The organism is Micromonospora sp. C28SCA-DRY-2, from assembly GCF_030519475.1.
Classification (GTDB): Bacteria; Actinomycetota; Actinomycetes; order Mycobacteriales; family Micromonosporaceae; genus Micromonospora.
The window spans coordinates 1,732,579-1,753,562 of record NZ_JAUMKD010000001.1 but is presented as its reverse complement, the minus strand read 5'-3'; the positions used below and the strand labels follow the sequence as shown (position 1 = coordinate 1,753,562).

Genomic DNA, 20,984 nt, shown 5'->3' with positions numbered 1-20,984 from the left:
GGACGGCCGCCGGTGACCCGCCGCAGCGCGGGCCGGACGGCCGGCCGGCGGCGATCCGTCCGTCAGGAGACGGGCACGTCGGAGCGGTGCGCTACCGTCTTACCGACCGTCCCGCAGCGAAGCCGGTGCGAAACCGGCGCTGTCCCGCAACTGTGATGCCCCGCGCGGCGTCACCGGCCCCGGCCGGTGCCCGACGCGCGGTGGACGAGCCAGGTCGCCTGCGGATGGTCGCGACCCGCGCTCTCGAGGAAGGGCGCCTCGCGGACGGGCGCACGGGGTCCCTGTCGGCGAAGCACCACGCTCCTCGACCGACAGGAGGACAGATGTCCAGACGTTTCCCCCGGCTGTTCGCCGCGACCCTCGCGGTCGCCGCGCTCGCCCTCGGCGCCTGCGCCGAGAAGACCTCCGACACCCCCGCCCCCGGGGCCAGCGGCTCCGCGGCGGCCGCGTACCCGGTCACCGTCGGCGACCTCACCCTGGAGAAGCGGCCCGAGAAGATCGTGTCGCTCTCCGCCTCGGCCACCGAGATGCTCTATGCGATCGGCGCCGGGCCGCAGGTCACCGCCGTCGACGACAACTCGAACTACCCGCCGGACGCGCCGAAGACGGACCTGTCCGGCTTCTCGCCGAACGCCGAGGCGATCGCCGGCAGGAGCCCCGACCTGGTGGTGCTCTCCGACGACCGCAACAAGATCGTCGAGCAGCTGACCACGCTCAAGATCCCGGTGTACATCACCCCGGCGGCGACCACGCTGGACGACTCGTACCGGCAGATCACCGAGCTGGGCGCGCTCACCGGCCACCCGGCCGAGGCGGCCGACGTCACCAGGCGGATGAAGGACGACATCGCCAAGCTGGTCGCCGGCCTGCCGCAGCGCACCGAGAAGCTGACCTACTACCACGAGCTCGGCCCGGAGCTGTACACCGCGACCAGCAAGACCTTCATCGGCTCGCTCTACGCGATGGCGGGCCTTGCGAACATCGCCGACCCGGCCGACGCCGACGGCAAGAACGGCGGTTACCCGCAGCTGTCCCAGGAGGTGATCGTCAAGGCGGACCCGGACTTCGTCTTCCTCGCCGACACCAAGTGCTGCCAGCAGAGCGCCGAGACGGTCAAGGCCCGCGCCGGCTGGGCCGGGATCACCGCTGTCAAGAACAACCAGGTCGTCGCGCTGGACGACGACATCGCCTCGCGCTGGGGCCCGCGGGTGGTGGACCTGCTCCGGGCCATCATCGACGCGGTCGCCAAGGCCAAGGCGTGACCCGTACCCGTCGATGACCAGGTCCGTCGTCATGGCACCGCCCACCCGGCCGGCCGGGACGCCCCGCGCGTCCCGGCCCGCCGGGCTGCGCCCGCGCTGGCTCGTCGCCGGCCTGGTCGCGGTGCTGGTCGCCCTGGTCGCGGGGGTGTCGCTCGGTCCGGTCAGCCTGCCGCCGGGCAGCGTCGCGGCCGAGCTGCTGAACCTCGTTCCCGGGGTACGCATCGACAGCGGGCTGACCGAGCGCGAGATCGCCATCGTCACCGAGCTGCGGCTGCCCCGGGTGGTGCTCGGCCTGCTGGTCGGCGGGCTGCTCGCCCTGGCCGGCGCCGCCTACCAGGGCGTCTTCCGCAACCCGCTGGCCGACCCGTACCTGCTCGGCGTGGCGGCCGGGGCCGGCCTGGCGGTCACCGCCGTGATCACCCTCGGGGTGGGCGCGGGCGGCGCGCTGACCGGGCTGCCGCCGACCATCCCGCTCGCCGCGTTCGTCGGCTCGATCGGCGCGGTCGCGATGACCTACCTGCTCGGCGCCGCCGGCGGCCGCGGGCGGTCCCCGGCCACCCTGATCCTGGCCGGGGTGGCCGTCTCCGCGTTCCTCTCCGCCGGGCAGACGTACCTGCTGCAACGCAACTCCGACAGCATCCAGCAGGTCTACTCCTGGCTGCTCGGCCGGCTGGCCACCGCCGGCTGGCACGACGTCCGGCTGGTGCTGCCGTACTTCCTGCTCACCGCCGTGGTGGTGCTGCTGCACCGGCGCGAGCTGGATGTGCTCTCGGTCGGCGACGACGAGGCGACCAGCCTCGGGCTGCACCCGCAGCGCTCCCGCTACCTGCTGATCGCCGCCGCCTCGCTGGGCACCGCCGCGGCGGTCTCCGCCTCCGGCCTGATCGGCTTCGTCGGGATCATCGTGCCGCACACCGTACGGCTGCTCGCCGGGTCGAGCTACCGGGTGATCCTGCCGCTCTCGCTGCTCTTCGGCGGCGCCTTCCTGGCGTTGACCGACGTGGTGGCCCGCACCGCGGCGGCCCCCGCCGAGGTCCCGATCGGCGTGGTCACCGCGCTGCTCGGCGGCCCGTTCTTCGTGCTGGTCCTGCACACCACCCGGCGGGTGATCGGATGAGCACGCCGGCCGTCGAGGTGCGGGACCTGCGCGTCCGCCTGGACGGCGCGCCGATCCTGAGCGGGGTCGACCTGACCGTCGCCACCGGCGAGTGGGTCACCGTGATCGGCCCGAACGGCGCCGGGAAGTCGACCCTGCTGCGCGCCGTCGGCGGCCTGCTGCCCGCGCCGGGCGCCATCTCCCTCTTCGGTACGCCGAGCGAGTCGCTGCGCCGCCGGGAGCGGGCCCGGGTGGTGGCCACCGTGGCCCAGTCCCCGGTCGTGCCGCCCGGCATGCCGGTGCTGGACTACGTGCTGCTCGGCCGCACCCCCTACATCCCGCCGCTGGGCCGGGAGTCCGCCGCCGACCTGGCCGCCGCGTACGACGTGCTCGACCGGCTGGACCTGGCCGGCTTCCACGACCGGGAACTGGCCACCCTCTCCGGCGGCGAGCGGCAGCGGGTCTTCCTGGCCCGGGCGCTGGCCCAGGGCGCCACCCTGCTGCTGCTCGACGAGCCGACCAGCGCGCTGGACATCGGCCACCAGCAGGAGGTGCTGGAGCTGGTCGACCAGCTGCGCCGGGCGCACGGCCTGACCGTGCTGGCCACCATGCACGACCTCTCCGTGGCCGGTGAGTACGCCGACCGGCTGGTGCTGCTCGCCGGCGGCCGGGTGGTGGCCAGCGGCACCCCCCGCGAGGTGCTCACCGAGCGGCTGCTCGCCGAGCACTACCGGGCCAGCGTGCGGGTGGTGGACGGGGAGCACGGGCCGCTGGTGGTGCCGGTGCGGCCGGAACCGCGTCCGGTCACGGCGGAGTAGCCCCCAGGATCGAGAAGAACGCCCCCTGCGGGTCGGTGAGCACGGCGAACCGCCCCCGGGGCAGGTCGGTCGGCTGGACGGCGAGCGCCCCGCCGAGGCGCAGCGCCTCGGCGGCGACGGTGTCGGTGTCGGTGACCGCGAAGTAGACCATCCAGTGCGACGGAAGATCACCCCAGTCCTGGCCGATCATGGGCATCATCCCGGCGACCGGGCGGCCGTCCAGCTGCCAGGTGGTGTAGGTGATCTCGCCCATCGGCTGCTCGTCCGCCGTCCAGCCGAACACCGCCCCGTAGAACTCCTTCGCCCGGTCCCACTCCCGGGTGGTCAGCTCGGCCCAGGTCAGCGAGCCGGGCACGTCGAACACCTCGGCCCCCGGCATGCCGAGCGACTGCCACACCCCGAACGACGCCCCGGCCGGGTCGGCGCAGACCGCGGTCCGCCGGGAGCCGGTCACGTCGGACGGCTCGGTCAGAATCCGTCCGCCGGCGGCGGTCACCCGCTGGGCGACCCCGTCCACGTCGTCGGTCCCCAGGTACGGCAGCCAGGCGGCCGGCCGCTGCGGGCCCGCCCCCAGTCCGACCCCGGCCACCGGTCTGCCCTGCTGGTGGAAGACGAGGTGACCGTCGGCCGGGGGCTGCCCGTCCGCCCCGGCGACGGCCCAGCCGAACAGCGGCGCGTAGAAGCGCGCCGCGCCGGCGAGGTCGGTGGTGACCAGGTCGACCCAGGCGGGTGCCCCCGGTGGAATGTCCGTCATGGCTTCGGCTCGGCTTCCTCTGCTGTGGGCGACTCTGCGCGGCGGGACGGCGGCGGGCGCCACGGCGGTCAGCCGGGGCGGGCGAGGGCGATGACGTTGAACAGCGCGCCCTGCGGGTCGCGCAGGGCGGCGTAGCGGCCGGCCGGGATCTCCTGGGGCGGGACCAGGACGCTGCCGCCCAGCTCGCCGGCGCGGGCGGCCGCCGCGTCCGCGTCGGCCACCGCGAAGTACACCGACCAGTAGGCGGGCGAGTCCGCCGGGAACTCGTCGCCGAGCGGCGGCATCATCCCGGCCACGATCTGCGCGCCGAGCCGCCAGCCGGTGTAGGTGACCGGTCCCACCGGCTGGTCGTCCGGGCGCCAGCCGAAGACCAGCTCGTAGAAGACCTTGGCGCCGTCCGGGTCGGGGGTGACCAGCTCGTTCCAGCTCATCGCGCCGGGTACGCCGAGCACCTCGGCGCCGGGCATCGCCATCGGCTGCCACACGCTGAAGGTGGCGCCGGCCGGGTCGGCGAAGACCGCCATCCGCCCCCGGTCGAAGACCGCGAACGGCGGCACCACCACCTGCCCGCCGGCCCGCTCGACCCGCCCGGCCACCAGGTCGGCGTCGTCGGTCGCGACGTACGTGGACCAGATCGGCACCTGCTCCGGGATGGCCGGGGGACCGGCTCCGGCCACCGCCCGACCGTCCAGGTGGAAGACGGTGTAGCCGCCCGCCTCGGGCTCCGGCGTGATCTGCCCGGTCCAGCCGAACAGCTGCGGATAGAAGCGCCGAGCGTCCGCGAGATCCGGGGTGGCCAGGTCGGCCCAGCAGGGCGTACCCGGCGGCACGGTGCTCACGTCGACCCCTCTCGGCTGGGGCGGCCCACGCCGGCACGCCCTGCCGGCATCGTGGCACCGTTCGCGCGCCGTACGGGGCGGATCGGGCGAATCGTCAACTGAACCGCCGACCCTCGTCCCGCCGGCACGCCCACCCGGCCAGCCCCGCCAGCCCCCGCACGACCATGGACAGCGGGGGCCAACCGCCCACCACCGGAGGATGTACGCCGCCGTCGGCGCCGTCTACGCTGCCGCTGACTGTTTCCGCTTCAACGAAGGTGGTCGCCGTGCGGGGGATCCGGACCAGGAACGTGCTGGCGGCCGGGACGGTCCTGGTGAGTCTCGGGCTGGTCGCGGCCTCGTCGCCCGCGCCGGCCGCCGATCCGCGGTTCACGCCGGCCGCCGACGCGGCACCCGTACCGGCCGCTGACGCGCGAGCCGGATCCGTCGTCGAGCCCCGGCCGGCGCCCCGCGACCGCGCTGCGGCGGCGCCCACCACCGGCACGTCCGGGCCGCGCACCGCCGCCGCGCCCGCCCCGACCGGCCGTACGGCCACTGCCGTCGCGCCCCGGGCCGCGCGGGCCGGCGCGGCGCCGGCGGACGGGCGGGCCCGGTTCGATCTCGACGGCGACGGCCGGGACGAGCTGGTCGTGGCGGGTCTCGTCACCGTCCAGGGCAGCAGCGGCTACGGCATCATGATCGACTACTCCGGCTCGGACTGGCGCCAGTACCTGCTCCCGCCGGGTGGACCCCGCCTCAACTCCCGCTTCGGCGACGCGCTGGCCGCCGGCGACCTGAACGCCGACGGCTACGCCGACCTGGTCGTCGGTGACTCGATGGCGAACGCCCGGGCCGGCGACGTCTGGATCTACCCCGGCGGCCGGTACGGCCTCGACCCAGCCGCCGCCCGCCAGCTCACCCAGGACACGCCGGGTGTCCCCGGCGTGGCGACGGGCGGCGCGGAGTTCGGCCACTCCCTGGCCGTCGGTGACCTCGATCGCGACGGGTACGCGGACCTGGTGATCGGCGCGCCGGGCGAGGCGGTGGCCGGGTACTCGCTGGCCGGCACCGTGACCGTGCTGCGGGGCAGCGCCGGCGGCGCCACCACCGAGGGCGCCCAGCGGCTCGACCAGGACTCACCGGGCGTACCCGGCGAAGCTGCCGGGCGGGGCCACTTCGGCTTCGCCGTCGCGGCCGGTGACGTGACCGGCGACGGCCATCCCGACGTGGCGGTCGGCGCGCCGGGCATCGACGGCGCCGGCGACGGCAGCCGGGTGATCCTGCTGCCCGGCGGCCCGGACGGTTTGCGCGGCGACGGTGCGACGAGTGTCGCGGGTGTCGACTTCGGGGTGGGCGCCCTCGGCGAGACCCTGCGGATCGCCGACCTGGACCGGGACGGCCACGGTGACGTGCTGGCCGGAGCGCCCCGCTCCGCCCACGGCGCGCTGGTCCACCTCCGCGGGTCGGCGGGCGGGCTGACCGCGCAGGGCGCGCAGGTGCGCCGGCCGGCCGAGGAGTACGTCGCCGGTGACGTCACCGGCGCCGACTTCGGCAACTCGCTCTCCACCGGTGACGTGACCGGCGACGGCTACCCGGACGTGCTGGTCGGCGCGTCACAGCGCATCGCCGCCGGGGTGGCGGGGGCTGGCGGGGTGGTGCTCTACCCGGGCGGGCCGCGCGGGCTCGGCGTCGCGGTGGCGTACCACCAGGGCATGGCGACGCCCGGTTACCGGGGCCCGGCGGAGCAGCCGGAGCAGGGCGACTGGTTCGGCAGCGCGGTGGCCGTCCTGGACCTCGACGGCACCGGCCCGCTGGAGATCGTCGTCGGCGCCCGTTACGAGAACACGTCCGGCCTGCTGACCGAGCTCGCGGTGGGGAGGGCGCCGGTCCGTTCCGGCCCGGTCCCGCCGGGCGGCTCCGCCCCCGCCGTCTCGCCGTGGCTGCTCTACCCGGTGGGGCAGTGGTACTGGGACGACCTGTCGAGCCCGCCGACGCACCGGATCACGTCCGCCGGCCGGCAGCTGCTGGGCTGACCCGGCCGGCCGCCGGGCTCACCGCAGCTCGGCGGGGAGCGGCGCGGCGTGCAGCACCGACAACCGGGACACCGCCCGGGTGAGCACCACGTAGAGCCGGTGCAGGCCGCGCGGCTCGGCGGCCACGATGGCGGCCGGTTCGACGACGACGACGTGGTCGTACTCCAGGCCCTTCACCAGCGTCGCCGGCACCACGGTGACCCGCGCCCCGGCCGCCGGGTCGTCGGCGGTGGCGGCCTCGACCCCGGCGGCGGCCAGCGCCCCGCGCAGCCCGTCCACCGCCTCGTCCGCGGCGATCACCGCGATCGACCCCTCGTGCGCCAGCGCCGCGCGCACCTCGGCCACCGTCGCGGCGGAAAGATCATCGACAGTACGCACGTCCAGCGCGCCGTCGCGGCGCAGCGACTCCGCCGGCGGCACGTCGACGGCGAGCGCCGGCAGCAGCCGGTTGGCAAAAGCGACCACGGCGGCGGGCACCCGGAAGCCGACCGTCAGCGGCACCACCGTGGCCTCCGGCTTGCCCAGGTGGGTCAGGGACTCGCGCCAGTCGGTGGCGGCCCACGGGGCGGTGCCCTGGGCGAGGTCCCCGAGCAGCGTGATCGACCCGTGTTCGCTGCGCCGGGCGATCACCCGGCACTGCATCGGGGAGAGGTCCTGCGCCTCGTCGACCACCACGTGCCCGAAGCCGGCCGGGCGCTCGACCAGCCCGGCCGCCTCGTCGATCAGCACCGCGTCGGCGGCGGTCCACTTCGTGGCCTTGGCGGTGCGCGCCGGCTTCGCCCAGGTCAGCAGCGCCTGCTCGGCCGGGGTGAGCAGGCCCTCCGCCACCGCGGCCAGCCGGGCCGGGTCGGCGAACAGGGAGTGCACCAGCCCCTCCGGGGTGAGCGCCGGCCAGACCGCGTCGAGGAAGTCGACGACCGGCCGGCAGCGACCCATCCGGCGCAGCCAGGCGTCGCTCGGCGACTCGGCCCGCCGCGCCTCCGCCTGCCGTTGCAGCAGGCTGACCACCCGGGCGCGGACCCGCTCCCGGCCGACCGCGTAGGGCAGGTTCTCCCGGCGGGTCTCCTGGACCACCCGGTGCAGCGGCTCCAGGCCGATCCGCCACCGGTAGGAGCCGTCCGAGACCGTGATCGGCTCGGTCGGCTCGCCGATCTGGCCGTGCACCGCCCGGCGGAGCAGCTCCGCCATCCGTACGTCGTGCTTGACCACCGCGGCCGCCGGGTCGTCGACCGCCCGCACCGGCACCCGGTCGACCAGGTCCTCCACGGTCGCCTGGGCGACCTCCACCTCGCCGAGCGCCGGCAGCACCGCGGCGATGTACGCCAGGAAGGCCCGGTTCGGCCCGACGATCAGTACGCCGGCCCGGCGCAGCCGTTCCCGGTGCAGGTAGAGCAGGTACGCGGCGCGGTGCAGGCCGACGGCTGTCTTTCCGGTGCCCGGCGCCCCCTGCACGCAGATCGAGTCGGCCAGTTCGGCCCGGACCAGCTCGTCCTGCTCGGGCTGGATGGTGGCCACGATGTCGCGCATCGGCCCGACCCGGGGCCGCTCGATCTCGGCGGTCAGGATCCGGCTGGCCGTGCCGAGTTCCTCGCCCCGGTCGAGGTGCTCGTCCTCGAAACTGGTGAGCAGGCCGTTGTTGAAGCCGAACCGGCGCCGGACCGCCAGGCCCTGCGGATCCCGGGCGCTGGCCCGGTAGAACGCCCGGGAGACCGGGGCCCGCCAGTCCAGCACCAGCGGCTCGCCCCGCTCGTCGGTCACGTGCCGCCGGCCCACGTGGTAGCGGCGCCCGGCGTGGTCCAGGTCCACCTCGCCGCCCGGCCCGCCGTCGGTCGGGGCGGCGTCGCCGGCGAAGTCGAGGCGGCCGAAGAAGAGCGGCGTGGTCGGGTCGTCGGCGAGTTCGGCGACCCGACGGGCCAGCGTGCGGCCCAGCGTCTCGGCCGCGTACGCGTCGCCGGCCACCTGGTCACCGGTGGCGAAGAGGGCCTCGGCGCGTTCCCGCATCCGCTTCAGGGCGGCCCGGGAGGCGGCGAGGTGCTCCCGCTCCGCGGCGAGGTCGGTGTCGAGGTCGAGGTCGAGTGCGGTCACGCTGATTTCCCCTCGAGGTCATCTGCTGATCGCTCGCGTGTCCGGTAGGCGGATGGGCCGGCCTCCGGCGCGGGACGTCCGTTCCGGTGCCGGTGCACCCTGGCCGTCGAAGCGACCTGACAGCCTACGCACCGCCCCGACACTCCTCCACCGAATTACCGCCGACCCCCACCGCGGGCTGTGCCGTGCGTGGGCCGGTGGGTGAGTGTCGCGGCACACCCGGCCGCGTCGGTCCGGCGGATGCGGGCCTTGGCGTGTCGCGGCGCCGGTTGTGCTTGGCGCGTAGGCCAGACGGGTGTGTGTGCTCGGTGCTTGGAGGCGGCTTGCCCTGCGTTGGGTGCCGGTGGTGAGCCGGTCACGTCCCGCCGGCGGTGTCCGCAGCTCAGCCGAAAGTGTCGTACGTGTGTTCTAACGTTGGCTCATGATGGTGGCGTTGGCGCAGGTCGGCGAGGTGGTGGGCCGGTGCGCCGACACTGCCGCCTGGGCCATGTCCGACGCCGAGCTGACGGCGGCGCTCGATGCGGTGCACCTGATGGAGCAGCGGTTGGCGGCGGTGAAGCTGAGCCTGGTGCGGGAGGTCGACGGCCGCGGCCTGGCGATCGCGCAGGGCGCCTCCTCGACGGCGGTGTGGTTGCGGGAGCGGCTGCGCGTCTCGGGCCGGTCGGCGCGTCGCCTGGTCGAGGTCGCCGCCGCTGTCGATGCCGCTCCTCCGGTCGCCCGCGAGGCGCTGCTGTCCGGGGCCATGACGGTCGAGCAGGGCATGGTGGTGGCGCAGGCGGTCGCCGCGTTGCCCACCGAGGCCGGACCCGAGGTGGCGGACAAGGCCGCCCAGCTCCTGGTCGACTGGTCCGACCGGTTCGAGCCGGCGATCCTGCGCCGCCTCGGCGAGCGCGTGCTCGCCCACGTCGCCCCCGACCTCGCCGACCGCGCCGAGTTGGCGGCGCTGGAGGCGGCCGAAGCCCGTGCCGGGGCACGACGGCACCTGACCCTCGCCGACCGAGCCGATGGTCAGGTACGGCTCACCGGCACCCTCGACGCCGAGACGGCGGCCGTGTTGCGCGCGGCCATCGACCCGCTCTGCGCCCCGTCCGGTCCGCTCGACGACCGGGCGCCCGGGCAGCGCCGAGCCGACGCTCTCGGTGAGGTCTGCCGCCTTGCCCTGCGCACCGGCGCACTCCCGACCAACGGCGGCGACCGGCCACAACTCGTCGTCACCGTGCCGCTCGACCCACTGACCAACCGGCTCGGCGCCGGCACCCTCGACACCGGCCTCCGGGTCACTCCCGGCACGCTACGCCGGCTCGCCTGCGACGCCGCCGTCCTGCCCGCGGTGCTCGGCGGCGACAGCCAGGTCCTCGACCTCGGCCGCCAGCGGCGCCTCATCACCGGGCCGCTGCGCCGAGCACTCGTTCTGCGCGACGGTGGCTGTGCTTTCCCCGGTTGCGACCGCCCACCGCGCTGGTGCGACGGTCACCACGTCCGCCACTGGGTCGACGGCGGCAGCACCGCCCTGGCCAACGCCGTGCTGCTCTGCGGCCACCACCACCGCCTCGTCCACCGGGGCGAATGGACGGTACGGATGGGCGCCGACGCCCGGCCGGATTTCCTTCCGCCTGCCTGGCTCGACCCTGACCGGCGACCGCGTCGTAACCTCATACATCGAAGACCATGAGCTGGCCGGCGCGGTCCGGAGGGGATGCGCGGTCGCATGTGCGGACCATGCGCTCGGGGCGATCCGGGTCGGAGGCCGTGTCCAGCGTCGGGCACGCCGCCCCGCAGCTCGGCCGCGCCGTCCCGTCTTCATCGTCCTCCTCCCGCGTCGTGCCTGGTCGTGGTGCCGGTTCGCGCGGGGTGATGGTGCGGCCGCGGGGTGGGCGGGGATCATGAGGGGATGACCGAGCCGCGTGCCGAGCGTAGTCGGGTGACGATCAGCGACCCGCGGGTGATGCGGGCGCTGGCGCATCCGGCCCGACTCGCGATCACCGAGTACCTCAGTGGGTTGGAGGGCGGGGCGACCGCCACCGAGTGTGCGGAGATCGCCGGTCTCTCCCCGAGCGCCACCAGCTACCACCTGCGGGAACTCGCCAAGGCGGGGCTGGTGGAGCAGGCGCCGAGCCGGGGCGACGCGCGGGAGCGAGTCTGGCGGACGGTGAGCCCGAGCTGGACGGTCGACGCCGGGCGGGCCACCGAGCCGGAGGCGCAGGCCGCGGAGCGCGCGCTGGTCGAGGCGTGGTTGGCCCGCGACCTGGAGCGCAGCCGGGCCTGGTTGCGGCGCGCGGCCGAGGAGCCGCCCGAGTGGTACGCGGCCAGCCGCCTCGCCGACAGCCAACTGCTGCTCACCGCGGCCGAGTTGAGCGAACTCAACGACGCGGTGGACCGCCTGCTGGAGCCGTACCGGAAGCGGTCCCGGGTGGACCCGCCGGCCGGGGCGCGCACGGTCGCCATCCAGTACAAGGCGGTGCCGCTGGACTAAAGGGGGTTGAGTCGATCAGGTGTGAAGGATTATTTTCGAAATATGTCCTTCACATCTACCCGGTCGCGCTGGTCCGACGTCTGGCTCGCCACCGCCGCCCGGGGCATCGCCAGCTGCGGCGACTTCCTGGTCGCCAGCGCGCTCACCCTGGCCCTGCAGTCGGCCGGGGCCGGCGGGCTCGCCGTCTCCGGCGTGCTCCTCGCGGCGACCCTGCCCCTGGTGGTGCTCGCTCCGCTGACCGGGCGGCTCGCCGACCGGGTGGACAGCCGCGCCATCCTGGTGGTCGCCGGGCTGGCCCAGGCCGGCATCTGCCTCACCCTCGCGTACGCCGGGCACCCGGCGCTGGTCATCGTGCTGGTGGCGCTGCTGGCGACCGGCCTCGCCGCCACCCAACCGGTGATCTCCGCGCTGGTGCCGGTGATGGTCCGGCCCGCCGACCTGCCCCGGGCCAGCGCGCTCAACCAGTCGGCCGGCACGCTCGGCGCGCTCGCCGGTCCGGCCCTGGCCGGGCTGCTGGTGGGCCAGTTCGGTGCCCGCCCGCCGCTGCTCCTGGCCACCGGCAGCTACCTCGCGCTGGTGGTGGCGGGGCTGCTGATCCGTACCCGCCGGGGCGGCCGGCGGAGCACGGACCCGGCGCTGCCCGGCGGCGCGGTCGCCGCGACCGGCTGGCGGCTGCGCCAGGACCCGTTGCTGGTCGCGATGGTGACCACCGTCGCCGGCGTGATCGGCGCGGTCGGCGCGATCAACGTGGTGGAGGTCTTCTTCATCCGCGAGACGCTGGGCAGCTCCACCACCATGTACGGCCTGGTCACCGGCTCCTGGACGCTCGGCATCCTGGCCGGCGGGTGGCTGTTCGCGCGGGTGGTCCGGCGGCTCGACCGGGACGCCACGCTGGTCCGGGCCGGTGTGCTGCTGCTCGGCGGCTGCTGCCTGATGGTGCTGGCCTCGGCGGCGGTGCCGACCGCCCTGCTGCTGGTGCCGATCTGGCTGGTCGGTGGGGTCTTCAACGGCGGCAACAACGTCTTCAACACAGTGCTGATGGCCCGCCGGGTGCCCGAGGCGGCGCGGGGGCGGGCCTTCGCCTTCTTCGGCGCGTCGGCCCAGGGCGCGGCGATGGGCGGTTACCTGGTCGGCGGCCTGCTGCTGGAGGTGGCCGCGCCGCGACCGCTGGTCGCCGCCTGCGGGGTGGCCGGCCTGCTGGTGGTCGCGGCCATCGCGCTGCCCCTGCGCCGGGCGGTCCGCGCGGCGACCCCGCCGCCCGCCCTCGGCCCGGCGCCCATCGGTCCGCCGCCCGTGCCGGTGGCACCGGCGGCCGACCCGGATGCCGGTGGCCCGCGGCCGGCCGGCGGGCCGGCTGCGGAATTGGCCACTCCGCGACCGGCCCGCTGAGCCGCGGTACGCCGGCCGGGATACGGTCGGGCCATGGTCGAGCACGTCGCGCGCCCCCGGGTCGGGCACATCCAGTTCCTGAACTGCCTGCCGATCTACTGGGGCCTGATGCGCTCCGGCGCGTTGATCGACGTCGACCTGCACAAGGACTCGCCGGACCGGCTGAGCGCGGCGCTGGTCGCCGGCGACCTGGACATCGGCCCGATCTCGCAGGTGGAGTACCTGCGGCACGCCGACGAGCTGCTGCTCCTGCCGGACCTGGCGGTCGGCAGCGACGGCCCGGTGCTCTCGGTCAACGTCGTCTCCACCCGGCCGCTGGCCGAGCTGGACGGCGCCCGGGTCGCGCTCGGCTCGACCTCGCGGACCGGGGTGCTCCTGGCCCAGCTGCTGCTCGCCGAGCGGTACGGCGTCCGGCCGGAGTACTTCCGCTGCCCACCCGACCTGACCCAGATGCTGCTGGAGGCCGACGCCGCCGTGCTGATCGGCGACGTGGCGCTGCGCGCGCTCTACGAGGCGCCGCGGCAGGGGCTCGAGGTCACCGACCTGGGGCAGGCCTGGCGGGAGTGGACCGGGCTGCCGATGGTCTTCGCCGTCTGGGCGGTCCGCCGTGACTTCGCCGCCGCGCACCCCGGGCTGGTCAAGGAGGTGCACGAGGCGTTCCTGCGTTCGCGCGACCTCTGCCTGGTCGAGCTGGACCAGGTGGCCGAGGCGGGTGCCCGCTGGGAGCCGTTCGACGCGGCCACGCTGGCCTCGTACTTCCGGGCGCTGGACTTCTCGCTCGGCGAGCGCCAGGTGGCCGGCCTGCGGGAGTTCGCCCGCCGGGCGGCGGCCCTCGGCGCCGCCCCGGCCCTTCCCGAGGGCGGGCCCGCCTTCTTCACCGGCTGACGCCGCCCGGCCGGGCCGCCGAGGGGGTCAGGTGGCGTCGCGGAGCAGGGCAGCGGTGATCTTCTGGCAGTTCTTCATGCCGTAGTCGTAGCCCATGTCGATCGGGTAGCGGACCATCACACCCATCGTCCAGGTGTCGCCGATGGCCAGGCAGTTGATGTGCATCTCCTGCTCCCTGGTCCGGTCGATCCAGCCGTTCTTGATGGCGATGGTCTTCCGCTCGGCGGCCGGGAAGGCCTTGCGGATGCCGAAGTCACCGGCGCCGCGCACCAGCCGCATCTCGCTGAGCAGCCACTTGGTCCACTTCGGCCCGGCCGCCCTGCCGTCGGCGATGCAGTTGCCCAGCCGGGCGGTGTCCCGCGGGGACAGCTTCGTCCGGCTCCAGCCGCCGTCGCTGGCCACGCTGCTGTCGGTCAGGTCGCACATGGAGATCAGCCGCTTGATCGACGCGGACCCGCCGATGGCGTTGTAGAACTGCTGGGCCCGGGTGTTGTCGCTGTCTCGGATGATCTTCGTGGCGTCGGCCAGCTTGGCGTCGCTCGGAGTCTGGTCCTTCTCGTCGGCCCGGCGCAGGTAGTCGGCGACGATCCAGGACTTGATCAGCGAGGCGGTGGTGCTGGTCTCGTCCATGTTGTCCGAGCCGATGATCTCGCCGGTACGCCGGTCCAGCACGCTCCAGGCGTACCAGCCCTCGATGTCCAGGTCGAGGTCCCGGGCCTCGAACGGCAGCGGCTCCAGCGTCTCGCTCGGGCTGGGCGTGGGCGCCGGACGCGAACTGCGGTCGGTGGGCGTACCGGTGGAGCGGTCGCCGGCCTCGCCCCACCTCGCGGCCGCCTCGGACTCGAACGGCGAGCCCGGGAGCAGGCGCAGGGACACCAGCACCAGGCCGATCAGGATCGCCGTGAAGGCGACCAACTTCAGCGGCGAGGAATCGCTGCGCTCGCTCCGGCGGCCGGCCATCAGAGCTTCCCGACCGGCTGCTGCGGCACCTTCAGCGCGGCGCCGGGCTGCGGGGTCACCAGTTGGCTGGCGACGCTGGCGCAGACCTGCGCGCCGTACTTCAGCCCGCTCCTGATCGGGTAGCGCAGCATCACCGCGAGGCTCCACCGGTCCGTCACGGCGAGGCAGTTGACGTGCCAGTTGCCGTCGTAGTTGAGCGGCGTCCAGCCGTTCTTCATGCTGACCGGGCCCTGGCTGGTGATCGACTCAGGCAAACCGTCGATGATCCCCCAGCGGCCACCGCCCTGGCGGGCCTTCTGGTCCTTGGCCGCCGTGGTGCCCCGGACCTTGGCCATCTCGTCCAGCAGGAACCTGGTCCACTTCGGCCCGGCGGCGGTGCCGTCGGCGATGCAGTCGCCGAGGCGGACCGCGTCCCGCGGGGACATCCGGGTGAAGCTCCACCAGCCGACGTAGCCCGGCACGTTGCCCGGCTTGGTGTCGGTCAGCTCGCAGGTGCTGGTCATCCGCTTGATGCTCGCGGAGCCCCCGATCGCCTTGTAGAGCCGGTTGGCGGCGTCGTCGTTGCTGTCCCGGATCGCCGTGGTGATGTCCCTCTTGTAGCTGGCCGGCAGGTCCTTGTCACCGAGCCGGTTGAGGTAGTCGGCGGCGAACCAGGACTTGATCATCGACTCGGTGGAGCTGGTCGAGGCCATGTTCTTCGAGCCGGAGATCTCGCCGCTCTCCCGGTCCAGCAGGGCCCAGGAGAAGAACTCGCCCTTGAAGTTCACCGCGACCGGCGCCGTGGCGAGGGTCGGCGGGGGCGGTGGCACCGGGGCGGGCGCCGCGACGCTGCCGCCGCCACCGCCACCGCTGTCCTCGCCGTCACCGGCGAGCCGGGCGTACGCGGCCGGAACCAGCAGGACGCCGCCGAGGAGGACCGCCACGACGGCGAGCACCATGGTCACGCGGGAACGCATGAGTGGGTGAGCTCCAGATGTCAGGGCCGGGGGGAACCGGCTGTGTTGCCCGGACGGATCGGCGGACCGCCGAGGCCGGGGGAGACGGCCTGCTGGCTGGCGATCGTCGGCAGCCGATCGGTGTGACGGCGAAAGTCTACGTCCGGATCGACGCCACGCCAGAACCCCACACCTGGCAACTTGCCATGAAGGCGGGAGATCAGACCGGTATGCGTTTTCTGGGGGGATTCATCTTCGGCGGGTGAGCCAAGTCATAGCCGCACCGTCCACCAGGAGCAGTCGTCCGGTGACCGAACGTGTCACCACAATCCTGTTACACCCTCTGGTTTCTTGAGTCCACAGCTGTAACACTTGACCTCATGTATGGCAACGACTTCTCCGCCGAGGACGCGCCCGGCGGTGGTCTGCTCGGCGAGGTCGAGGCGGCCGAGGCGGCGCTGCGGGCGGCCGCCGAGCGCGGGCGGCGCGGCGGGCCCGCGCCGGACGAGGACCTGGCGGCGTACTTCGCCGCGGTCGTCGACGCCGACCAGAAGATCGAGCCACGCGACTGGATGCCCGAGGCGTACCGGAAGACGCTGATCCGGCAGATCGCCCAGCACGCCCATTCCGAGATCATCGGCATGCAGCCGGAGGGGAACTGGATCAGCCGGGCGCCGTCGCTCAAGCGCAAGGCGATCCTGCTCGCCAAGGTGCAGGACGAGGCCGGCCACGGCCTCTACCTCTACGCCGCCGCGGAGACCCTCGGGGTGAGCCGGGAGGAACTGGTCGACCTCCTGCTCAGCGGCCGGCAGAAGTACAGCTCGATCTTCAACTACCCGACCCTCACCTGGGCCGACGTGGGGGCCATCGGCTGGCTGGTGGACGGCGCCGCGATCGTCAACCAGGTCCCGCTGTGCCGCTGCTCCTACGGCCCGTACGCCCGGGCGATGATCCGGGTCTGCAAGGAGGAGTCGTTCCACCAGCGGCAGGGCTACGAGATCCTGCACACCCTGGCCCACGGCACCCCGGCCCAGAAGGCGATGGCCCAGGACGCGGTCGACCGCTGGTGGTACCCGTCGCTGGCCATGTTCGGCCCGCCGGACACCGACTCCACCCACTCGGCGCAGTCCATGGCCTGGAAGATCAAGCGCTTCTCCAACGACGAGCTGCGCCAGCGCTTCGTCGACATGTGCGTGCAGCAGGCCGAGGTCCTCGGGCTCACCATCCCCGACCCCGACCTGCGCTGGAACGACGAGCGGCAGTCGTACGACTTCACCCAGCCGGACTACGCCGAGCTGATGCGGGTGATCTCCGGTGACGGGCCGTGCAACCGGCAGCGGATGGCGCACCGGCGGGCCGCGCACAGCGAGGGCGCGTGGGTCCGGGAGGCCGCCGCGGCGTACGCCGCCAAGCGGGCACAGCAGCAGAAGGAGAAGGTGGCCGCGTGAGCAAGGAACAAGCGCCGCTGTGGGAGGTTTTCGTCCGGGCCCGGCGCGGGCTGTCGCACACCCACGTGGGCAGCCTGCACGCGCCCGACGCCGAACTGGCCCTGCGCAACGCCCGGGACCTCTACACCCGCCGGCAGGAGGGGGTGTCGATCTGGGTGGTCCCGGCCGCCGCGATCACCGCGTCCAGCCCGGACGAGAAGGACGCCTTCTTCGATCCGGCCGCTGACAAGGTCTACCGCCACCCCACCTTCTACGAGGTGCCGGACGGGGTGGCCCACCTGTGAACGGCCCGTTCGACTTCACCCTCGCGCTCGGGGACGACGCGCTGATCGCGGCGCAGCGGCTCGCCGAGTGGACCACCCGCGCGCCGGAGATGGAAGAGGACATCGCGCTGGCCAACATCGCCCTCGACCAGCTCGGCGCGGCCCGGCTGCTGCTGACGTACGCGGGCGAGCTGGAGGGGGCCGGCCGGGACGAGGACGCGCTGGCGTTCCTCCGCGACGACCGCGAGTTCCGCAACTGCCTCCTGGTCGAGCTGCCCAACGGCGACTTCGCGGTGACCATGGCGAAGCTGCTCTTCCTCGCCGCCTACCAGCTGCCGCTCTACACCGCGCTGGCCGGCTGTGCCGACGAGCGGCTGGCCGCGATCGGTGCCAAGGCCCGCAAGGAGTCGGCCTACCACCTGGACCACAGCTCGCTCTGGGTGAAGCGGCTCGGCGACGGCACCGAGGAGTCGCACCGCCGGATGCAGGCGGCGGTGGACCAGGTCTGGCCGTACACCGCGGAACTCTTCGCGCCGGCGCCGGACGCCCCGGTCGATCCGGCGACGCTGCGCGGGCAGTTCGACGCCACCGTGGCGGCGGTGCTTGGCGAGGCCACGCTCACCCGCCCGGAGACCGGCTGGGCGCCGGCCGGCGGGCGGGACGGCGTGCACACCGAGCACCTGTCGTACCTGCTCGCCGAGATGCAGGTGCTGCACCGCGCCCACCCGGGGGCACGCTGGTGAGCGCGAGGAGTGCAGCGAAGCGGAGCCCCGCAGTCGCGAACGAAAGCTGGCCCCGGTGACCGACCCGAGGGAGGCCGTGGCGGCGGTGGTGGACCCGGAGATCCGGGTGGTCACCATCGACGAGCTGGGCATCCTGCGGGCGGTCGACGAGGACCCGGCCACCGGCCGGGTGGTGGTGACCATCACCCCCACCTACACCGGCTGCCCAGCGATGGACGTCATCCGGGCCGACATCCGGCGGGCGCTGGTCGCCGCCGGCCACCCGGACGCCGAGGTCCGCACCACCTACAGCCCGGCGTGGAGCACCGACTGGATCTCCGAGAGCGGGCGGGCCAAGCTCGCCGCCGCCGGCATCGCCCCGCCGGCCCCGGTGCGCCCGACCGGCGCCGTGCCGCTCACCCTGGCGGTCCGCTGCCCGCGCTGCGGGTCACCCGAGACCGAGCAGGTCAGCCGGTTCGGCTCGACCGCCTGCAAGGCGCTGTGGCGCTGCCGCTCCTGCACCGAACCCTTCGACCACCTGAAGGCGCTGTGACAGTCACCATCACCCGCCCGGTCCGCCGCCGGCCGGTCTTCCACCCGCTGCCGGTCGCCGCCGTCGACCGGCTCACCGACGACGCCGTGGCGATCACCTTCGCCGTGCCCGAGGAGCTACGGGAGACCTTCGCGTTCCGGGCCGGCCAGCACCTGACCGTACGGCGCACCGGCGAGGCCGGCGAGGACGTGCGGCGGTCCTACTCGATCTGCTCCACTCCGGACGACCTGGCCCGGCACGGCCGGCTGCGGATCGGGGTGCGGGAGATCCCCGGCGGCGCGTTCTCCGCGTTCGCCTGCGGCGCGCTGCGCGGCGGCGACACCGTCGAGGTGCTGCCCCCGCTCGGGCACTTCACCACGGCGTTCGACCCGGGCCGGGTGCGCCACTACGGCGCGGTGGTCGCCGGGTCCGGCATCACGCCGGTGCTCGCGCTGGTCGCGACCGCGCTCGCCGTCGAGCCGGCCAGCACCTTCACCCTGGTGTACGGCAACCGCACGGCGAACACGGTGATGTTCGCCGAGGAACTGGCCGACCTGAAGGACCGCTACCCGACCCGGCTGCACCTGGTGCACGTGCTCTCCCGGGAGCAGGGGGAGTCGCCGCTGCTCTCCGGCCGGATCGACGCCGACCGGCTGGGCCGGCTGCTGGACACCGTGGTGCCCGGCGACGCCATCGAGGAGTGGTTCCTCTGCGGCCCGTACGGCATGGTGGTGGACGCCAAGGCGGTGCTGACCGGGCGCGGGCTGCCGGAGTCGGCGGTGCACACCGAGTTGTTCCACGTCGACGCGCCGCCGGAGCCACCGCGCCGGGCCGCCGACGAGCCGGGCGCCGGCACCGAGGTGACCATCCTGCTGGACGGCCGTTCGTCGAGCTTCACCATGGGCCGGCACGAGCGGGTGCTGGACGCGGCCCTCAGGGTGCGCGGCGAGCTGCCGTACGCCTGCAAGGGCGGGGTCTGCTCGACCTGCCGGGCGAAGGTGGTCGACGGCGAGGTGACGATGGCCCGCAACTACGCCCTGGAGCCCGACGAGGTGGCCGCCGGCTACGTCCTGACCTGCCAGTCCAGCCCCACCACTGACACCCTCACGGTCGACTACGACGCGTGACGCCCGCCCTCCCCGCGATCTTGCAGTTGTCGCCCCGACATCTGCCGCCATCCGGGCGAAACGAGGGCCTGAAGTGCAAGATCGCGGCGGGCGGGCGCGTGGGATGGGTGACACGGGGCGGGGCACCGTGGGGGAGAGGTATTCGGGGCGACGTAGGCTCGGGGGCGTGACGGTGAGCCGGGAGATCGACGACATCCTGCAGCGCGGCGCGGACGGCGGGCGGATCACGCCCGAGGAGGCCCTGCTGCTCTACACCGAGGCGCCCTTCCACGCGCTGGGCGAGGCGGCCGACGCGGTACGCCGGCGGCGCTACCCGGACAACATCGTCACGTACCTGATCGATCGCAACATCAACTACACCAACGTCTGCGTCACCGCGTGCAAGTTCTGCGCGTTCTACCGGGCCCCCAAGCACAAGGAGGGGTGGACCCACCCCACCGAGGAGATCCTGCGTCGCTGCGGCGAGGCGGTCGAGCTGGGCGCCACCCAGGTCATGCTCCAGGGCGGGCACCACCCGGACTACGGCGTGGAGTACTACGAGGAACTCTTCTCCTCGGTCAAGAAGGCGTACCCGCAGCTGGCGATCCACTCGATCGGCCCGAGCGAGATCCTGCACATGGCCAAGGTCTCCGGCGTCAGCCTGGACGAGGCGATCGCCCGGATCAAGGCGGCCGGCCTGGACTCGATCGCCGGCGCCGGCGCGGAGATGCTGCCCGAGCGGCCGCGCAAGGCGATCGCCCCGCTCAAGGAGTCCGGCGAGCGCTGGCTGGAGGTCATGGAGCTGGCCCACCGGCAGGGCTTGGAGTCGACCGCGACCATGATGATGGGCACCGGCGAGACGAACGCCGAGCGGATCGAGCACCTGCGCATGATCCGCGACGTGCAGGACCGCACCCGCGGCTTCCGGGCGTTCATCCCGTGGACGTACCAGCCGGAGAACAACCACCTCAAGGGCCGCACCCAGGCCACCACCCTGGAGTACCTGCGGCTGGTCGCGGTGTCCCGGCTGTTCTTCGAGACCGTGCCGCACCTGCAGGCGTCCTGGCTGACCACCGGCAAGGACGTCGGCCAGCTCGCCCTGCACATGGGCGTGGACGACCTGGGCTCGATCATGCTGGAGGAGAACGTCATCTCCTCCGCGGGCGCCCGGCACCGGTCCAACCTGCACGAGCTGATCGGGATGATCCGGGCGGCGGACCGGATCCCGGCCCAGCGGGACACCCTCTACAACCGGCTGGCGGTGCACCGGACCCCGGCCGACGACCCGACCGACGAGCGGGTGGTCTCGCACTTCTCCTCGATCGCCCTGCCCGGTGGCGGGGCCGGCCGGCAGTTGCCGCTGGTCGACGCCCGCTGACGGGCGGTTCACCGGGCCGTTCGGGCA

20 protein-coding genes are annotated in these 20,984 nt (G+C 74.1%); 15 read left to right on the top strand and 5 right to left on the bottom strand.

The genetic code is table 11. The features are described from left to right. The first annotated feature begins 323 nt into the window (after positions 1-323). Genes Q3W71_RS08240 through Q3W71_RS08230 form a run of 3 tightly spaced genes read left to right on the top strand, consistent with a single transcriptional unit; the run spans position 324 to position 3,176 of the window. On the top strand, positions 324-1,262 hold the full coding sequence (locus Q3W71_RS08240; RefSeq protein WP_302918653.1) for an ABC transporter substrate-binding protein: 939 nt from the start codon (positions 324-326) through the stop codon (positions 1,260-1,262). A gap of 31 nt (positions 1,263-1,293) precedes the next feature. Further along, positions 1,294-2,379: an iron ABC transporter permease gene (locus Q3W71_RS08235; RefSeq protein WP_302918652.1), complete on the top strand. Its 1,086-nt coding sequence runs from the start codon at positions 1,294-1,296 to the stop codon at positions 2,377-2,379. Continuing rightward, a complete protein-coding gene (locus Q3W71_RS08230) occupies positions 2,376-3,176 on the top strand; it encodes an ABC transporter ATP-binding protein (RefSeq protein WP_302918651.1) in 801 nt (266 codons plus the stop codon). Before Q3W71_RS08235 ends, Q3W71_RS08230 begins: the two co-directional genes overlap by 4 nt. On the opposite strand, the gene Q3W71_RS08225 is transcribed toward Q3W71_RS08230, so the two are convergent. After that, positions 3,163-3,930 carry a VOC family protein gene (locus Q3W71_RS08225; protein WP_302918650.1) on the bottom strand — a complete coding sequence of 256 codons (768 nt, stop codon included), beginning with the start codon at positions 3,928-3,930 and terminating at the stop codon, positions 3,163-3,165. The genes Q3W71_RS08230 and Q3W71_RS08225 overlap by 14 nt on opposite strands. A 68-nt stretch (positions 3,931-3,998) precedes the next feature. Further along, positions 3,999-4,769 carry a VOC family protein gene (locus Q3W71_RS08220; RefSeq protein WP_302918649.1) on the bottom strand — a complete coding sequence of 257 codons (771 nt, stop codon included), beginning with the start codon at positions 4,767-4,769 and terminating at the stop codon, positions 3,999-4,001. 266 nt (positions 4,770-5,035) lie between these two features. Between Q3W71_RS08220 and Q3W71_RS08215 the strand changes: the two genes are divergently transcribed. Further along, positions 5,036-6,781: an FG-GAP-like repeat-containing protein gene (locus Q3W71_RS08215; RefSeq protein ID WP_302918648.1), complete on the top strand. Its 1,746-nt coding sequence runs from the start codon at positions 5,036-5,038 to the stop codon at positions 6,779-6,781. An 18-nt stretch (positions 6,782-6,799) separates the two neighbouring features. Here Q3W71_RS08215 and Q3W71_RS08210 read toward each other — a convergent pair whose 3' ends face one another. Continuing rightward, positions 6,800-8,866 (bottom strand): AAA family ATPase, encoded by a 2,067-nt coding sequence (locus Q3W71_RS08210; protein ID WP_302918647.1) that lies wholly within the window; start codon positions 8,864-8,866, stop codon positions 6,800-6,802. A 421-nt stretch (positions 8,867-9,287) separates the two neighbouring features. On the opposite strand from Q3W71_RS08210, the gene Q3W71_RS08205 reads away from it, so the two are divergent. From Q3W71_RS08205 to Q3W71_RS08190, 4 genes are all read left to right on the top strand, one after another. Further along, positions 9,288-10,538, top strand: coding sequence for an HNH endonuclease signature motif containing protein (locus Q3W71_RS08205; RefSeq protein WP_302918646.1), 1,251 nt, complete (start codon positions 9,288-9,290; stop codon positions 10,536-10,538). 219 nt (positions 10,539-10,757) lie between these two features. After that, entirely contained in the window at positions 10,758-11,339 is a 582-nt protein-coding gene (locus Q3W71_RS08200; RefSeq protein WP_302918645.1) for a metalloregulator ArsR/SmtB family transcription factor, read from the top strand. Positions 11,340-11,381: 42 nt separating this feature from the next. Next, positions 11,382-12,728, top strand: a complete 1,347-nt coding sequence (locus tag Q3W71_RS08195; protein WP_302918644.1) for an MFS transporter — start codon at positions 11,382-11,384, stop codon at positions 12,726-12,728. Between the two features lie 33 nt (positions 12,729-12,761). After that, a complete protein-coding gene (locus tag Q3W71_RS08190; protein ID WP_302918643.1) occupies positions 12,762-13,613 on the top strand; it encodes a menaquinone biosynthetic enzyme MqnA/MqnD family protein in 852 nt (283 codons plus the stop codon). 27 nt (positions 13,614-13,640) lie between these two features. On the opposite strand, the gene Q3W71_RS08185 is transcribed toward Q3W71_RS08190, so the two are convergent. After that, positions 13,641-14,573 carry a hypothetical protein gene (locus Q3W71_RS08185; RefSeq protein WP_302918642.1) on the bottom strand — a complete coding sequence of 311 codons (933 nt, stop codon included), beginning with the start codon at positions 14,571-14,573 and terminating at the stop codon, positions 13,641-13,643. After that, entirely contained in the window at positions 14,573-15,529 is a 957-nt protein-coding gene (locus Q3W71_RS08180) for a hypothetical protein (RefSeq protein WP_302918641.1), read from the bottom strand. Before Q3W71_RS08180 ends, Q3W71_RS08185 begins: the two co-directional genes overlap by 1 nt. Positions 15,530-15,531: 2 nt before the next feature. Here Q3W71_RS08180 and Q3W71_RS08175 point away from each other — a divergent pair, with 2 nt between their 5' ends. The 7 genes from Q3W71_RS08175 (at position 15,532) to mqnC (ending at position 20,957) form a co-directional block, all read left to right on the top strand. Beyond that, positions 15,532-15,774 carry a hypothetical protein gene (locus Q3W71_RS08175; RefSeq protein ID WP_302918640.1) on the top strand — a complete coding sequence of 81 codons (243 nt, stop codon included), beginning with the start codon at positions 15,532-15,534 and terminating at the stop codon, positions 15,772-15,774. Between the two features lie 114 nt (positions 15,775-15,888). After that, positions 15,889-16,956, top strand: a complete 1,068-nt coding sequence (gene paaA, locus Q3W71_RS08170; RefSeq protein WP_302918639.1) for a 1,2-phenylacetyl-CoA epoxidase subunit PaaA — start codon at positions 15,889-15,891, stop codon at positions 16,954-16,956. Further along, on the top strand, positions 16,953-17,240 hold the full coding sequence (gene paaB, locus Q3W71_RS08165) for a 1,2-phenylacetyl-CoA epoxidase subunit PaaB (protein WP_088997011.1): 288 nt from the start codon (positions 16,953-16,955) through the stop codon (positions 17,238-17,240). Before paaA ends, paaB begins: the two co-directional genes overlap by 4 nt. Continuing rightward, positions 17,237-17,962: a 1,2-phenylacetyl-CoA epoxidase subunit PaaC gene (gene paaC / locus Q3W71_RS08160; protein WP_302918638.1), complete on the top strand. Its 726-nt coding sequence runs from the start codon at positions 17,237-17,239 to the stop codon at positions 17,960-17,962. The genes paaB and paaC overlap by 4 nt, the downstream gene beginning before the upstream one ends. Before the next feature lie 55 nt (positions 17,963-18,017). Next, the gene (gene paaD, locus Q3W71_RS08155; RefSeq protein ID WP_302918637.1) at positions 18,018-18,494 is read left to right on the top strand and encodes a 1,2-phenylacetyl-CoA epoxidase subunit PaaD; all 477 of its coding nucleotides are present in this window, start codon (positions 18,018-18,020) and stop codon (positions 18,492-18,494) included. Further along, positions 18,491-19,600: a 1,2-phenylacetyl-CoA epoxidase subunit PaaE gene (paaE, locus tag Q3W71_RS08150; protein WP_302918636.1), complete on the top strand. Its 1,110-nt coding sequence runs from the start codon at positions 18,491-18,493 to the stop codon at positions 19,598-19,600. Before paaD ends, paaE begins: the two co-directional genes overlap by 4 nt. Positions 19,601-19,766: 166 nt before the next feature. After that, the gene (gene mqnC / locus Q3W71_RS08145) at positions 19,767-20,957 is read left to right on the top strand and encodes a cyclic dehypoxanthinyl futalosine synthase (RefSeq protein ID WP_302918635.1); all 1,191 of its coding nucleotides are present in this window, start codon (positions 19,767-19,769) and stop codon (positions 20,955-20,957) included. The last annotated feature ends 27 nt before the right edge of the window (positions 20,958-20,984 follow it).

Bases quoted from the DNA above. Each gene is read 5' to 3' on its own strand.
- Q3W71_RS08240 (WP_302918653.1), top strand. From the start codon at position 324: ATGTCCAGACGTTTCCCCCGGCTGTTCGCCGCGACCCTCGCGGTCGCC.
- Q3W71_RS08235 (WP_302918652.1), top strand. From the start codon at position 1,294: ATGGCACCGCCCACCCGGCCGGCCGGGACGCCCCGCGCGTCCCGGCCC.
- Q3W71_RS08230 (WP_302918651.1), top strand. From the start codon at position 2,376: ATGAGCACGCCGGCCGTCGAGGTGCGGGACCTGCGCGTCCGCCTGGAC.
- Q3W71_RS08225 (WP_302918650.1), bottom strand. From the start codon at position 3,930: ATGACGGACATTCCACCGGGGGCACCCGCCTGGGTCGACCTGGTCACC.
- Q3W71_RS08205 (WP_302918646.1), top strand. From the start codon at position 9,288: ATGATGGTGGCGTTGGCGCAGGTCGGCGAGGTGGTGGGCCGGTGCGCC.
- Q3W71_RS08200 (WP_302918645.1), top strand. From the start codon at position 10,758: ATGACCGAGCCGCGTGCCGAGCGTAGTCGGGTGACGATCAGCGACCCG.
- Q3W71_RS08195 (WP_302918644.1), top strand. From the start codon at position 11,382: ATGTCCTTCACATCTACCCGGTCGCGCTGGTCCGACGTCTGGCTCGCC.
- Q3W71_RS08190 (WP_302918643.1), top strand. From the start codon at position 12,762: ATGGTCGAGCACGTCGCGCGCCCCCGGGTCGGGCACATCCAGTTCCTG.
- Q3W71_RS08185 (WP_302918642.1), bottom strand. From the start codon at position 14,573: ATGGCCGGCCGCCGGAGCGAGCGCAGCGATTCCTCGCCGCTGAAGTTG.
- Q3W71_RS08180 (WP_302918641.1), bottom strand. From the start codon at position 15,529: ATGCGTTCCCGCGTGACCATGGTGCTCGCCGTCGTGGCGGTCCTCCTC.
- paaA (WP_302918639.1), top strand. From the start codon at position 15,889: ATGTATGGCAACGACTTCTCCGCCGAGGACGCGCCCGGCGGTGGTCTG.